This is a genomic window from Chondromyces apiculatus DSM 436 (assembly GCF_000601485.1).
Classification (GTDB): domain Bacteria; phylum Myxococcota_A; class Polyangia; order Polyangiales; family Polyangiaceae; genus Chondromyces; species Chondromyces apiculatus.
In genome coordinates, this window is record NZ_ASRX01000003.1 from 175,994 (window position 1) to 190,174 (window position 14,181).

At 72.1% G+C, this 14,181-nt stretch carries 9 protein-coding genes and 1 tRNA gene; 5 read left to right on the forward strand and 5 right to left on the reverse strand.

Annotation, left to right across the window (positions count from 1 at the left end; translation table 11 throughout):
* Positions 1–258 precede the first annotated feature (258 nt).
* The 3 genes from CAP_RS02425 to CAP_RS43560 all read right to left on the reverse strand — a co-directional run bounded on the left by CAP_RS02425 (position 259) and on the right by CAP_RS43560 (position 3,410).
* Positions 259–849 (reverse strand): hypothetical protein, encoded by a 591-nt coding sequence (locus tag CAP_RS02425; RefSeq protein ID WP_156040427.1) that lies wholly within the window; start codon positions 847–849, stop codon positions 259–261.
* Positions 850–1,081: 232 nt separating this feature from the next.
* Positions 1,082–1,693, reverse strand: coding sequence for a Uma2 family endonuclease (locus CAP_RS02430; protein WP_044235558.1), 612 nt, complete (start codon positions 1,691–1,693; stop codon positions 1,082–1,084).
* Between the two features lie 127 nt (positions 1,694–1,820).
* Complete coding sequence (locus CAP_RS43560; RefSeq protein WP_052373982.1) at positions 1,821–3,410, reverse strand: hypothetical protein; 1,590 nt, start codon at positions 3,408–3,410, stop codon at positions 1,821–1,823.
* A 134-nt stretch (positions 3,411–3,544) separates the two neighbouring features.
* On the opposite strand from CAP_RS43560, the gene CAP_RS47375 reads away from it, so the two are divergent.
* From CAP_RS47375 to CAP_RS02460, 4 genes are all read left to right on the forward strand, one after another.
* Positions 3,545–5,800 carry a type IV pilus twitching motility protein PilT gene (locus tag CAP_RS47375; RefSeq protein WP_081864476.1) on the forward strand — a complete coding sequence of 752 codons (2,256 nt, stop codon included), beginning with the start codon at positions 3,545–3,547 and terminating at the stop codon, positions 5,798–5,800.
* 178 nt (positions 5,801–5,978) lie between these two features.
* Positions 5,979–7,838 carry an IgGFc-binding protein gene (locus tag CAP_RS02450; RefSeq protein ID WP_044235560.1) on the forward strand — a complete coding sequence of 620 codons (1,860 nt, stop codon included), beginning with the start codon at positions 5,979–5,981 and terminating at the stop codon, positions 7,836–7,838.
* Between the two features lie 59 nt (positions 7,839–7,897).
* The gene (locus CAP_RS43565; RefSeq protein ID WP_052373983.1) at positions 7,898–8,806 is read left to right on the forward strand and encodes a peptidylprolyl isomerase; all 909 of its coding nucleotides are present in this window, start codon (positions 7,898–7,900) and stop codon (positions 8,804–8,806) included.
* A gap of 79 nt (positions 8,807–8,885) precedes the next feature.
* Positions 8,886–10,502, forward strand: coding sequence for an Ig-like domain-containing domain (locus CAP_RS02460; protein WP_156040428.1), 1,617 nt, complete (start codon positions 8,886–8,888; stop codon positions 10,500–10,502).
* 65 nt (positions 10,503–10,567) lie between these two features.
* Here the strand turns inward: CAP_RS02460 and selB are convergent, their stop codons facing one another.
* Positions 10,568–12,622, reverse strand: coding sequence for a selenocysteine-specific translation elongation factor (selB, locus tag CAP_RS02465; RefSeq protein ID WP_044235563.1), 2,055 nt, complete (start codon positions 12,620–12,622; stop codon positions 10,568–10,570).
* A gap of 58 nt (positions 12,623–12,680) precedes the next feature.
* On the opposite strand from selB, the gene CAP_RS49740 reads away from it, so the two are divergent.
* Positions 12,681–12,776: transfer RNA gene (locus CAP_RS49740), tRNA-Sec, on the forward strand.
* Positions 12,777–12,822: 46 nt separating this feature from the next.
* Here the strand turns inward: CAP_RS49740 and CAP_RS02470 are convergent.
* The gene (locus CAP_RS02470; RefSeq protein ID WP_231511036.1) at positions 12,823–14,181 is read right to left on the reverse strand and encodes an FHA and sigma-54 interaction domain-containing protein; all 1,359 of its coding nucleotides are present in this window, start codon (positions 14,179–14,181) and stop codon (positions 12,823–12,825) included.

Below are 14,181 nucleotides of genomic sequence, written 5' to 3' on the forward strand. Positions count from 1 at the left end.
TGGGTCGCACTTCCTGTGCTCCCCGAGCCGCTGTGCTGTTCGTGGGTCGCACTTCCTGTGCTCCCCGAGCCGCTGTGCTGTTCGTGGGTCGCCTCTGGAGGCTTCCCGAGGCCACCGGGGGCGGTGTGGACGCATTTTCGTGGCCTCCGGAAGGCGCTGCTGCATGCTGGCCCACACCGCCCGGGTGCGGCGTGCGGCGTGCGGCGTGCGGCGTGCGGCGTGCGGCGTGCGGCGTGCGGCCCGGGAGCCAGCCCGTGATCACTCCGGCAACAGGAGCGGCAGTTCCACGCCCCAGTACAGGTCGTCGACCTTGAACCCGGTGGGGATCTCGCGATCGTCCCCTTGTTCGGGCGGTTCTCCTTCCTTCAGCGGGACGAGGTACCAGACCCAGAGTTCGGTGCCGAAGCCGTAGTACTCCATCAGGGGATACCACCCTGGGGGGTCGAGCTCAGTGTGCTCCTCGAACCTGAGCCAGGTCGAAGGGGTAGGGTCTCCCGGAGCGACGGTGACCACCTTGCGCTCGAGGGTGGCGCATGCCTCCGGATCGATGGCCACCTCCGGGACCAGCGCCTGAGAGGCGACGAGGTCGCGCAGCCACCGGGCATGAGCACGACAGACGCGCTCCTCGATGCGCTCGGTACCGCGGCGCCGATCGGAGAGCAGCGCGAAGAACGCATACAGGTCATCGCCGCTCGGCGCGAAGAGCTCCCATGCAACGACGCCCGGGGTGACGAGCTGCACGAGGACGTTGCTCTCGCCGTCCACGTCGGTGGCGCGCACCTCCGGTCGAGGGTAGCTGCGGGGCGGTGGGGTGGCTGCGGGCACCAGGGCGCCGGACGCCCGTGCCATGGCGGAAGCGCTCGGCGCAGGGCTGGATGCGGGGTGCGGCGGGCTCGCGGCCGGGCCGGAACGAGGGGCCTCGGCACAGGCGCCGGAGGCCGCGATCGCGAGGGCGACCAGGGCACGGGAAAGGAGAGAGGGGCGAAGCATCGGAAGGCCGCAACCGTAACGGCAACCGGAGGTCCTCGCCCAGCTTCATCCTGGGGATCGATGGCCGCGCGGCGCCCGGAGAGCTGCCCTGTCAGCCCTCGTCGTCCGGCGTCTCGCCCTCGTCCTCCTCCACCCACAGGGCGCCGAGATCCTGCGGGACGGCGTCGAACGGCGGCGCAGAAACGGTGATGTTGCCGCTGACGAGGAGCTCGGTCACCCAGCGGCCCCCGGGACCGAGGTGGTAGACCTCCAGGGATCCGGCGAGGGGATCGATGAGCCAGACCCAGGTCACGCCGACCGCGGCGTAGAGCGGCATCTTGCGGATCCGGTCGTGCGTCGCTGTGGAGGGCGAGAGGATCTCGCAGATCCAGTCAGGCACCAGGGTGAACTTGCCGGTCCTCGGTGGTCTGGGCATGCGCTCGCGGCGCCAGCCAGCGAGGTCGGGGATGAGGACGGTGCCGTCAGACCAGAGGTGGAGCTGGGGCTCGTCGATGATGTTCCATCCCCCGGGGCCACCGCGGCCTCGATCGAAGGGGCCGCCCAGATCCATCCCGAGCCGCGACGCCACCACGGTGTGGGCCGTACCTGGCCTCGCGAACGTGTACAGCTCGCCGTCGACGATCTCGGCGACGAGGTGCTCGGGGACGGCCGCGAGATCGGCGGTGGTGGCTGGTCTCGGTCGTTTTTCAGCGGGCTGTCCCATCGCGACGTCCTCTGTGGAGGACCATAACACCAGGCGCTGCGGTGATCTGCGGGCCGATCGACCAACACTCCGTGAGGCCGTCACCGCGAGCCGAAGCGAGGCGATGCGAGCCGTCAGCAGCGGCGCTTCAGGGCGCGGGGCGGGCTTCGACGAGGGGGTTTCTGGACTCGGCGGCGCGGAGGCGGTCGAAGCGGGCGACGAGGGCGGGGTCGCCGGTCTCGCGGAGGGTGTGGGCGAGGACCACGGTCTTGGCGAGGCGGATGAAGCGGAGGCGGTGGGCGGCCTCCACGTCGTCCCAGTCGACGCGCTCGCTGCCGGGGCCGAACTGGAGGGCATAGGCGGTGCGCATCCGGTCCTCGCCGCGGAGGCCGAGCTCCTTGGCGAGGGCTTCGAGGGCGGCGCGCTCGGCGGGGCGCGCCCAGGCGAGGACCTTGCTGTACGGCGTGGTCATGGTCTCGCGGTCGGGGGTGGGGACGAAGCGGCGGAGGAAGACGTCGGAGGTGGCGATGGGGACGTCGCTCGTGGCCTGGTGGATGACGGCGTAGGCGTAGGCCTCGTGCATGCCGACCTGCTTGTCGCCGTCGAAGTCGGCGTCGTCGACGGCGCGGCCGAGGCGGTCCTGGCCGGAGAGGGCGGCGAAGAAGTAGCTGCTGAAGTCGGTGTAGTCGGCCTCGTTGATCTCGGGGGTGCAGCCGGAGGCGGGGCGGTCGCGCGTGGCGGCGAAGAAGCCGACGAGGTCGCGGTCGACGGGATCGGCCTCGGGGTCGCCGCCCTCGAAGAGGACGTTGGCGAAGGCGCCGGAGAAGCACTGGGCCATGACCAGGACCACGGGGGTCGACGGGGGGAGCTGCTCGATGCGGGCGGCGAGGTCGCGCACGGAGAGGCCGCCGCCGCCCCAGAGGTCGAAGACGTTGTTGTCGAGGTCGCGGCCGCGATCGGGGCTGCCGTGGCCGGCGAAGTAGAGCAGGAGCGGGTCGCTCGGGCGGGCGGTGACGAAGCCGCGCCAGAGGCGATCGACGCCGGCGAGCGTGGTGGGGCCGTCGATGCGCTGGAGGCGGGTGGGGCGGTAGAAGAGGCGGTCGCCTTCGAGGTACTGGACGGTGGGCGTGAAGCGGTTGCCGTCGGCGAAGAGGACGCGGCGCTCGATGGCGTCGGGCAGGAGGGTCTGGAAGTAGCGGACATGGCCCTCGATGGCGACCTGGTTCATGGGGGCCTTGGGGCCGCCGCCGAGGACGAGCGCGCGCCAGGGGACGGGGGTCGAGGTCGCCGCGATGGTCGTCGCGGTGGCCGCCACGGTGGTGGTGGTGGCGGTGGCGGGCACGGTGAGCACAGCCGCGGCGAGCGGCCCGGGCGCAGCAGCGAGCGCGCCGGGAGCAGCGGCGGTCGCGACGACGGTGGGGCCACCGAGGGCTGCGAGCGTGGCAGGCGCGGCAGGCGCGGCCGGAGGGACGGCAGGTTGCGCGCCGGGGGCCGTCTGGGGACCAGAGGGGCCGGGAGCGACACGCTGGGGTGCGGCAGCGACGCGCTGGGGACCGGCGCTGACGCGCTCGGGGCCGGGAGCGACACGCTGGGGGCCGGCGGACACCCGCTGGGGGCCGGGGCTGACGCGCTCGGGGCCCGGGGATGGAGGCTCCGCCGTGGCGGGGCTCGCCGCGAGCGAGGAGGCGGCGGCGGTGGCGAGGGCAGCGACTTGGAGGAGCAAGCGTCGGGCGTTCATTCCTTCTCCAGCCTTGACGAGGGTGCGAGGGGCGCGTCGTTCTGTCTTCTCAGGTGTAGCACGCCGTGTGCCCCGGGGAGCGAGGTGGCGCGCAGGGCCTTGCGGGGAGGCTTGCATGCCCCGACCATGGCGCCGTGGCATCCGACTCTGCGCTCGCGGCGCCTTCCAGCGCTGCCGTCTACATCCCCGGTCCGATGGACACGCTGCTCGCGGAGATGATGGCCGCGGGGGCATCGGATCTGTTCCTCGCCGAGGGGAGGTCGCCGACATGGCGGGTGGACGGGGAGGTGACGGTGACCCTGCACCCCCCGACCACCGCGGAGGATCTGGGGCGGTTCATGGCCTCGGTGCTCAGGCCCTCGCAGCGGGAAGCCTTCGAGCGCACCGGAGACCTGGACGTGGGGAGGACCATCCCGGAACTCGGGCGGTTCAGGATGCACTTCCACGTGCAGCGGGGGATGGTGGGCGTGGTGGTGCGGGCCGTGCCGAGCGGGCAGCTCTCGTTCGAGCGGCTCGGGCTGCCGGAGGTGCTGAAGACGTTCGCCGACACGCCGCGGGGGCTGGTGCTGGTGACGGGGGGGACGGGGTCGGGGAAGTCGACGACGCTGGCGGCGATGGTGCACCACATCAACAGCACCTACTCGAAGCACGTGGTGACCCTGGAGGACCCCATCGAGTTCGTGCACGAGGACCTGCTCTCGCTGGTGACGCAGCGGGAGATCGGGAGCGACACGCGCGACTTCGCGGTGGGGCTGCGGCACGTGGTGCGCGAGAGCCCGGACGTGATCGTGGTGGGGGAGATGCGCGATCCGGAGACGATGGCCGTGGCGCTGTCGGCGGCGCTGACGGGGCACCTGGTGCTGTCGAGCGTGCACACCGTCGACGCGGCGCAGACGCTGCAGCGGATCCTCGGTTACTTCCCGGAGCACCAGCGGGAGCAGGTGTGCATGGACCTGTCGATGTGCCTGGTGGGGATCGCGGCGCAGCGGCTCCTGCCGCGGGCCGACGGCGAGGGGCGGGTGGTGGCGGTGGAGGTGCTCACGGCGACGCCGGCGATGCGGCGGTTGATCCGGGAGCGGCGGGTGGAGGAGGTGCCGGATCTGATGGCCGGGGCGGGGGGCGGAGCGGGAGGCATGGAGACCTTCAACCGGGCGCTCCTGCGGCTCTACCACGAGGGGTCGATCACCTTCGAGACGGGGGCGGCGTACGCGCAGAACGCGGACGAGTTCCGGATGAACGCGCAGGGGATGGAGCGGGGGGCGGTGCTCTCGGTGGAGCACGATCTCGGTGGGGACCGGGCGCCGGTCGACATGCAGGGGCTGCTCGCGGCGGCGCTCCGGGGCGGGGCGAGCGATCTGCACCTGATCGCAGGGAGGCCGCCGCTGCTGCGGGTGGGGGGGATGCTGCGGCCGATCGAGGGCACGGAGCCGCTGACGGCGCCGGTGGCGCGGCGGCTGGTGCTCAGCCTGCTGAGCCACGCGCAGCGGGAGCGGTTCGATCTGGAGCGGGAGATCGACTTCGCGCTGACGGTGACGGGGGGGAGCCGGTTCCGGGTGAACGCGCACTACCAGCGGGGGACGGCGGCGGCGTCGATCCGGCTGATCCCCGGGGTGATCCCGGAGATCGAGAGCCTGGGGCTGCCGCGGGGGGTGCGGGAGCTGGCCAACCGGGAGCAGGGGCTGGTGCTGGTGACGGGGCCGACGGGCTCGGGGAAGTCGACGACGCTGGCGGCGCTGGTCGACGTGATCAACCGGTCGCGGGCGTGCCACATCATCACCCTGGAGGACCCCATCGAGTTCGTGCACGAGAACCGGGTGGCGACGGTGGAGCAGCGGGAGATCGGGGCCGACACGAAGAGCTTCGCGGCGGCGCTGAAGAACATCCTGCGGCAGGACCCGGACGTGATCCTGGTGGGGGAGCTGCGGGACCCGGAGACCATCGCGGCGGCGCTGACGGCGGCGGAGACCGGGCACCTGGTGTTCGGGACGCTGCACGCGAACGACGCGCCGCAGACCGTGGACCGGATCATCGATGTGTTCCCGCCCCACCAGCAGCCGCAGATCCGGGTGCAGCTCGCGTCGGAGCTCTTGGCGGTGGTGGCGCAGCGGCTGCTGCCGCGGGCGTCGGGCGAGGGGCGGGTCGGAGTCTTCGAGGTGATGGTGGCGACGACGGCGGTGCGGACGCAGATCCGGGAGGGGAAGGGTCACCTGCTCCTGCAGACGCTGGAGACCTCGCGGCGCGACGGGATGATCACCTTCGAGCGGTCGCTGGCCGATCTGGTGCAAACGCGGCAGGTGACCATGGAGGAGGCGCTGCGGCTCGCGCGGAGCCGGGGGTCCCTCGAAGCGCAGCTCAAGGCCGACGCCGGGTTCGGGGTGACGCGGGGCTGACCGGCGCAGAATGCAACGCGGGCGCGCACAGCGGGCGCGTCAGACGCGTCAGACGCGTCAGACAGCGGGCGCGTCAGACAGGCGGGTCTGGAGGGGCGAACGGGGTGACGCAGGGAGCTGGAGGTGGGGAGCGCGATCGGCGCTTGACTCTGGCCTCCGACCAGGGTGCCTTGAAACCATGCGTACTGCCGCGATCACTGGGCTCGTCACGCTCCTCTCGCTGCCGATCTTCGCGTTCGCATGCTCGGGCGCTGCCGAGGATGACGGCGCCGCGTCTTCGTTCGGAGAACCGGGCGGCACGGGAGGTACCGGCGGCGGCGGGATCGGCGGCGGCCTGGGGGAAGGCGGCGGCCTGAACATCGGCGGGAACGACCCCGGAGGCCCCACGGGATGCAGCTCGGATCTGCAGCACGTGGTCGACGAGAACGGGAACGTGGTGGAGACGTGCCCGGCCGATCAGGGGTGCTCGGAGGGGGAGTGCATCTCCGCCTGCGAGGCGGCGGCGGCGAGCAAGGGGTCGATCGGGTGCGACTACTACGCGCCGACGGTGCCGTTCTACCGGAACGGGGCGGGCGGGACGATCTTCGACGGGCCCTGCCACGCGGTGTTCGTGGCCAACACCTGGGGCCGCGCGGCGAAGCTGACCGTGCAGAGGAACGGGCAGGCGCTCGACGTGACGTCGTTCGGCTACATCCCGAGCGGGAGCGGGGCGAGCACCACGTACGCGCCGCTCCCCGCGGAGGGGCTGCCGCCCGGCGAGGTGGCGGTGCTGTTCCTGTCCCACCGGCCCGGGGTGCAGCACTCGTCCGGGACGACCCTGGAGTGCCCGCGCCCGCCGGCGGTGCTGCTCGACACCGCGGTGCACGGGAGCGGGCGTTCGACGGCGTTCCAGGTCGCCTCGGACACGCCGCTCACGGCCTACGACATCCTGCCGTACGGCGGGGCGCTGAGCTACCTGCCCAGCGCGGCGCACCTGTTCCCGCGCAGCACCTGGGGCGACAACTACTACGCCGTGGCGCCGCACGCCTCGACCGGCGGCGTGCTGTGGATGCTGTTCGTGGGGAACGAGGACGGGACGACGGTGGAGTTCTCGCCGACGTCGACGCTGCCCGGAGGGCCCGACGTGCCGACCGCGCAGGGAGGGCAGGCGGTGCAGTTCACCCTCAACGCCGGCGAGGTGGTGCAGTGGGCAGGCGGTGATCCGAGCGGGGCGGTGATCCAGGCCAGCAGCCCGATCGGGCTGTGGACGGGGACGACGTACCTGTCCGTGGCGACGGCGACCAGCCCGGGCGCGGGCGGGCGCGACTCGGCCCACCAGCAGCTCGCGCCGATCAGCGCGATGGGGAGCGAGTACGTGGGCGCCGGGGTGGTGACGCGGCTGGCCTCGATGGCGCCGGAGAGCGTGCCGTACCGGCTGCTCGGGGTGGTGGAGGGGACGACGCTGAGCTGGGACCCGGAGCCGCCTGCCGGCGCGCCGACGACGCTGGGCGGGGGGCAGATCGTGGAGTTCGAGACCACGCAGCTCTTCTCGGTGCGCGCGCAGGACGAGGAGCATCCGTTCGTGCTGACGCAGTACCTCGCGGGGATGCAGGTGGGGGTGGGGTCGCGCCCCGGGTGCGGGGGCCAGAGCGCGTGCGCGCTCGGCGACGAGGAGTGGGTGCTGCAGCTCCCACCCGGGCAGTTCCTGCGCCGCTACGTGTTCTTCACCGATCCGACCTACGGGACGACGAACCTGGTGATCACCCGGGTGCGCGGGGCGGACGGGGCGTTCTCGGACGTGACTCTGAGCTGCCTCGGGACGGTGACGGGATGGCAGGCGGTGGGCACCGCGGGCGACTACGAGGTGGCGCACGTGGACCTGACGCGCGGCTTCGTGGGCGCTGCGCCGGAGTGCGAGACGAGCCGTCACGAGGCGTCGAGTGAGGGAGCGTTCGGGGTGACGGTGTGGGGGACGGACCACAACGCTTCGTACGCCTACCCCGCCGGCGGCAACGTGGGTGCCATCAACAGCGTGGTCATTCCGCCGACGCCGCAGTGATCGGCGCGATCGTGTGGTCGCTTGCTGCCGGAAGGAACGCCATGCGATAAGGCGCCTCCATGATGCGGCACGCACTCACCCTGGTCCTGTTCGCCGGCGCGCTCGCCGCCTGCGAATCTCCCACTCCCGAGCCCAAGGCCGAAGCGCCGAAGCCCGCCGCGACCACGGCCGCGACGACGACGAAGACGGTGACCAAGACGGCCACCGAGGCGCCGAAGGCGAAGGGTCCGTTCCCGGAGTCGACGAACGCCGCGCTGCAGGATCCGAAGAAGGCCGAGGAGACGGCGCCCGCGACGTTCAAGGTGAAGTTCGAGACCACCGCGGGCGACTTCGAGATCGAGTGCACGCGGTCGTGGGCACCGAACGGGGCGGACCGGATCTACAACCTGGCGAAGATCGGGTTCTTCGATGACGTGGCGTTCTTCCGCGCGGTGAAGACGCCGCGGCCCTTCATGGTGCAGTTCGGGATCCACGGGAACCCCGAGGTGAGCAAGCACTGGCGCAGCGCGAACCTGAAGCCCGACGAGGTGAAGGGCTCGAACACGCGCGGGATGGTGACGTTCGCGATGGCAGGGAGCCCCGACACGCGGTCGACGCAGCTCTTCATCAACTTCGCGGACAACTCGAACCTCGACAAGATGGGCTTCGCGCCCGTCTGCAAGGTGGTCGACCCCGGGATGGAGGTGGTCGACAAGATCCACTCCGGCTACGGGGAGCGCCCGAGCGGCGCTCAGGGGACGATCCAGATGCAGGGCAACAAGTTCCTGCGCGAGAAGTTCCCGGAGCTCGACTACATCAAGACGGCGCGGCTGTCCGACGGCAAGGGCAGCGCTGCACCCTCGGCGAGCGCCGCCGCCAGCGCCGCGCCCTCGGCGAGCGCCGCCGCCAGCGCCGCACCCAGCGCAGCACCCGCCGCCCCCGGCGTGAAGGCTGCGTCGCCCGGGCCCGCCGCCACCTCCACGAGGTAAACGCTGCTTCCCCCGCCCGGGCCCGCCGTGACCTCCGCGAGGTAAACGCTGCTTCCCCCGCCCGGGCATGAGGAACCCCATGAAATACGCTGTTTTAACGACGCTCTGTCTCCTCCCTGCCGCCCTGTTCGGGTGCGGCTCCGATGTCTCCGGGGGCGCGACCGAAGGAGCCACCGAGGGCAGCGGCGCCGCAGGAGGCACGGGGGGCGCCGGAGGGGTGGGGGGAACCGGGGGGACCGGAGGGACCGGAGGCGCTGGCGGCGAGGAAGCACCCCGGTGCGGCCCGAGCGATCCGCCGTGCGTCGTGGCCAGCGCCCCCGCGGCGAACGCCGCCGATGCGCCCGTGGATGCCGAGGTCGCCGTCACCTTCTCCTGCGCCATGGCGCCCGACTCGGTGAGCGCTGCGAGCTTCGAGGTGAGCGGTCGAAGCTCGGGGGCGAGGACGGGCGAGCTGCGCGCCGAGGGGGCAGAGATCGCGTTCACGCCGACGAGGCCCTTCTTCGCCGGAGAACACGTGGACGTGGCGCTGTACCCCGACCTGCAGAGCGAGGCCGGGGTGCCGCTGGCCCGTCCGTACCTCTACCAGTTCGTCACGGCCACGGCGGAGAGCTCCGGGGCGCCGACGGCGAGCCCGCAGGAGTTCGGGACTCAGCTCGCCACCGTCTTCGGGGACTTCGACGGCGACGGAGACCTCGATCTGGTGATGGGCGCAAACGAGGAGGACGACAGGAAGCTCTACCTCTGGAAGAACGATGGTCAGGGCAGCTTCACCCGCTCCGAGCCGGGCTTCAACGAGACCGACCAGGCCCTGTCGCTCGCGGCAGGCGACCTCGATGGGGACGGGGATCTCGATCTGTTCGCGGGCAACGACGTGATCGTCGGCGATGGCTCGAAGGTGTGGTTCAACGATGGCGCTGGGGTCTTCACCGACTCCGGGCAATCGCTGATCAACATCGACACCTACCACACCTACGACGTCGTCCTCGGAGACGTGGACGGCGACGGCGATCTCGACGCGCTCGCGGCGACCGCGGGCGACTTCGATGGCGAGTTCGAGACCGTCTTCTGGATCAACGACGGCAACGGCACCTTCAGCGAGCCGCAGCCGTACGGGGGGTGGATGACGAGGCAGGTGGCGTTCGCCGATCTCGATGGAGACGGTGACCTCGACGTCTTGCACACGAAAAGCCGTACGTACACGGGCGACGAGATCCAGTGGAGCCACATCTCTTTCAACGACGGGACCGGGAGCTTCCCTCAGGGCGGGGAAGTCGGCCCGGGTGATGTCGGGTTGTCGCTGCTCGGCGATCTGGACGGAGATGGCGATCTGGACGCCATGTTCTTCCCCTACTTTGGCTCGGATTTCGAGGTGTGGCGGAACGACGGGGCGGGGAACTTCACGAACAGCGGGGTAGCGCTGCCGAACGCCACCGGGGATTGTGCGGCGCTCGGCGACATGGATGGCGACGGCGATCTCGATGCCGTCGTGAGCTTTGGCGGCTGGAACGAGAAAACGAAGCTGCTCCTGAATGATGGTCAGGGCGTGTTCACGAAATCCCCCGTGCAGATCCCGGCCGGGGGAAAGTTCGTGAACCTCGGCGACGTGGACGGTGACGGCGATCTCGACATCTTCGTGGCGAATCCGGAGGTGCCGCCGAGCGGGGTGATGGCCCCCCGGTTGTGGCTCAACGAGTGAGCCCGAGCGCCGAAGCGCGGGGATAGGGGGCATTCCTCCACGCCGCGCCCCATCACCGCGGCGGTTCACCGTGCAGGCACGCGGTCGTCGCCGACGCGGCGGCTCACGCCTTCGCGGTCGAAAAGTTCGAGGAGCATGATGGTCTGGCGGCGGCCGAGGCCGGAGAGGGCCTTGAAGTCGGCGACGCTCATCTTGCCGCGCTGATCGAGGAAGGCGACGACGCGGGCGCGGAGGTCGTCGACGGCGGGGCGGTGGAACCAGAGCTCCCCGGCGTGCACGGCGGCGCCATCGCGGACGAGGCGCGCGAGGAGGGCCTTGACGTCGCGGGAGGGGGCGCCGGTGACCTCGGTGGTCTGGAACTCGGTGAGGCCCTTGAGGGCGGCGTCGGTGAGGGCGCGCAGGGCGGCGTCGAGGGGGCCTGTGGCGGCGGCGCCGGTGAAGCCGGAGAGGCGGACGATGTCGCCTTCGAGGAGGAGGGCGTCGCCCGGGAGGGCCGAGTGGCGGCTCGCGGCGAGGCGGATGGCTTCCTCGGCAGCGTCGGGGCTGGCGAGGGCGCCGAGGCGCTGGCGGAGGGTTTCGAGGGGGAGGCCGCGGTCGAGGGGCGCCGCGTGGTGGTGCTCGGCGACGGCAGCGCGTGCGGCGCGGGCGAGGTCGAGGAGGGCGGGGCGAGCAATCCAGGCGGTGGTCTTGAGGCGGGCGACGTCGCCCTTCTCGACGAGCTTGTCGAGGGCGCGGGTGAGGTCGGCGGTGGGGAGAGAGAAGCGGGCGGCGAGGGCGTCGCGGGCGAGGGGGCGAGGCGCGGCTTCCTGGACGAGCTGGAGGGCGGTGGCGGGCGCGGAGGAGGTGGCGAGGGCGTGGAGGACGGCGCGGCGGCGGGCACGGGGGCGGACGCGCGGGGGGCGGGCGTCAAGGACGCGGCCACCACCGAGGACGGCGCCCGCGGGGCCATCGATGTCGGAGCCGCGAAGGACGAAGCGGTCGCCGCCGACGACGGCGAGGGGTTGGGCGAGGCGGAGGCGCGCGAGGCGAGGGGCAGGAGGGGCGTCGGCGGGCGCAGAGGTGGACGCGGAGGCGGGGGCAAAGGGTGGAGTGGCAGCGAGCGCGGGGGCAGGCGCGGAGGGAAGCGTGGCGGCAGTCGCAGGCGCGTCGGCAGGCGCGTCGGCAGGCGCGTCGGCGGTGGGGTCGGCGCTGCGGTCGAGGCGGGTGATGCGGACGGTGGTGCGCGCGGTGCCGAGGTAGAGCTGGGCGGTCATGCCGTGGTGGATGAGGTCGGGGGCGTCGGCGGTGGGGTGGAGGAGGACGTCGAGGAGGCGGGTGGGGGTGACGCCAGGGTCCGTGGTGAGGACGTCGCCGCGGTGGACGGCGTCGAGGGAGAGGCCGGCGAGGTTGATGGCGAGGCGGGTGGGCGCGGTGGCGATCTGGACGGGTCGGTCATGGACGTGGAGGCCGCGGGCCACGGTGGGCTGGGCGCCGTGGGCGCCGACGAGGAGGAGGGGCTGGCCGACGGTGGCGGTGCCTTCGAGGAGGGTGCCGGTGACGACGGTGCCCGCGCCGCGGACGGTGAAGGCGCGGTCGACGCTGAGGCGCGGGTGCGCGGCCGAGGGGGGCGCAGGGAGGGCGCGGAGGGCGCGGGCGAGGGTGTCGCGGAGGGTGTCGAGGCCCTGGCCGGTGCGGGCAGAGCAGGTGACGACGGCGGTGTGGAAGCGGTCGCCGAGGAGGGCGCGGGCTTCGTCGGCGGCGAGAGCGGTGAGGTCGGGGTCGACGCGGTCAGACTTGGTGACGGCGACGACGGCGCGCTGGAGGCCGAGGAGCTGGCACGCGGCGATGTGCTCGCGGGTCTGGGGCATGACGCCTTCGTCGGCGGCGACGACGAGGAGGACCAGCTCGATGCCAGCGGCGCCGGCGATCATGGTGTGGACGAGGCGGCGGTGGCCAGGGACGTCGATGAAGCTGACGTCGAGGTCGTCATGGAGGTGCCAGGGGGCGAAGCCGAGCTCGATGGTGATGCCGCGCCGCTTCTCCTCGGGGAGGCGGTCGGTGTCGACGCCGGTGAGGGCTTTGACGAGGGTGGTCTTGCCGTGGTCGACGTGACCCGCCGTGCCGATGACGAAGCGTCGCACGGGGGGACGGTATCGGATTTCGTGGAGCGAGGCCGGGGCGCAGGGTAGAAGGGCAGGCGGAGGTGCGTGGTCGGCTGGTGCCACCCCCGGTCTTCAAAACCGGTGCGAGGCAGCTCTCGCTGTCTTGGGCAGGTTCGATTCCTGTGTGCCTTCGTTGATGGGAGAGGCCCGCTGATGGCGGCGTCAGGTGGCGCCTGCGGTCACTCGGGGTCTGAGGGCTCGCCCTTGGTGAGGATGCCGTGGCGGCGGAGGTAGGCGCGGACGTGGGCGCGCTCCATGCCGGCGCGGCGGGCCATCTCGCTGACGTTGCCCTTGGCCTCCTCGGCGAGCGCGGCGAAGTAGTCGCGCTCGAAGCGGGCGAGGACGTCGCGCTTCACTTCCTGGAACTGGCGGCCCTTGAAGGAGGCGAGGGAGAAGGTGCCGCCCGTGCCGCCACCGCCCGCGGATCCGGCGCTGCCGTTGGCGGTGCCGTTGCCGAGGGTGGGGCTGGCCTGGGGGGTCTCGGCGAGGGAGCCGAGGTGCGAGGCGATGTCGACCTCTTCGCCCTCGCCACAGAGGGCGGAGGCGACCTGCACGGCGTTCTTCAGCTCGCGGACGTTGCCGGGCCAGTCGTGGCGCATGAGGCGCTCGAGGGTCTCGTTGGTGACGCGCTCGTAGGCGGCCTCGTCGCCGAGGTCGCGGAGCATCTTGCGGACGAGGACGGGGATGTCCTCGACGCGCTGGCGCAGGGCAGGAAGCTCCACCTTGACCTGGGCGACGCGGAAGTAGAGGTCGCTCCGGAAGGCGCCGGTGTTCACGGCGCGGACGAGGTCGCGGCGGGTGGCGGCGAGGACGCGGACGTCGACGTCGCGGTAGTTGGAGCCGCCGACGCTCTTGATGCGGCGCTCGGCGAGGGCGCGGAGGAGCTTGGGCTGGACGTCGATGGGCAGCTCGCCCAGCTCGTCGAGGAAGATGGTGCCGCCGTCGGCTTCGAGGAAGGGCGAGAGGCGCTTGTCGACGGCGCCGGTGAAGGCGCCGCGCTCGTGGCCGAAGAGGGTGGCCTCGGCGAGGGTGGGCGGGATGGAGCCGCAGTCGACGATGACGAACGGCTTCTTCGCGCGAGGGCTCGCCTGGTGCACGGCCTGGGCGACCAGCTCCTTGCCGGTGCCGGTCTCGCCGGTGATGAGCACGGTGAGGTCGGTGGAGGCGACCTTGGAGAGCTTCTCGAAGATGGTGCGCATGCCGGGGCTCTGCGCGACCATGGGGCCGAAGGCAGGGAGCGCCGAGACGGTGATGCGCTCGGGGCGCACCGGCTCGAACTGCATCTCGGTCTCGCCGAGGCGCAGCTTGGTGCCGGTCATGAGGAAGGCGTCGGCGATGCGCACCCCGGCGACGAAGGTGCCGTTCCTGCTGCCCAGGTCGCGGATGCGGACGCCGTGCTCGGTGGCGACGAACTCGGCGTGCACGGCGCTGACCTTGCCGTCTTCGAGGACGACCTGGCAGGCGGAGTTGCGGCCGACGATGACGGGCTCGGTGCCGACGTCGACCCAGCCGTTGTTGCGGGCCGTGGCCTTGACCAC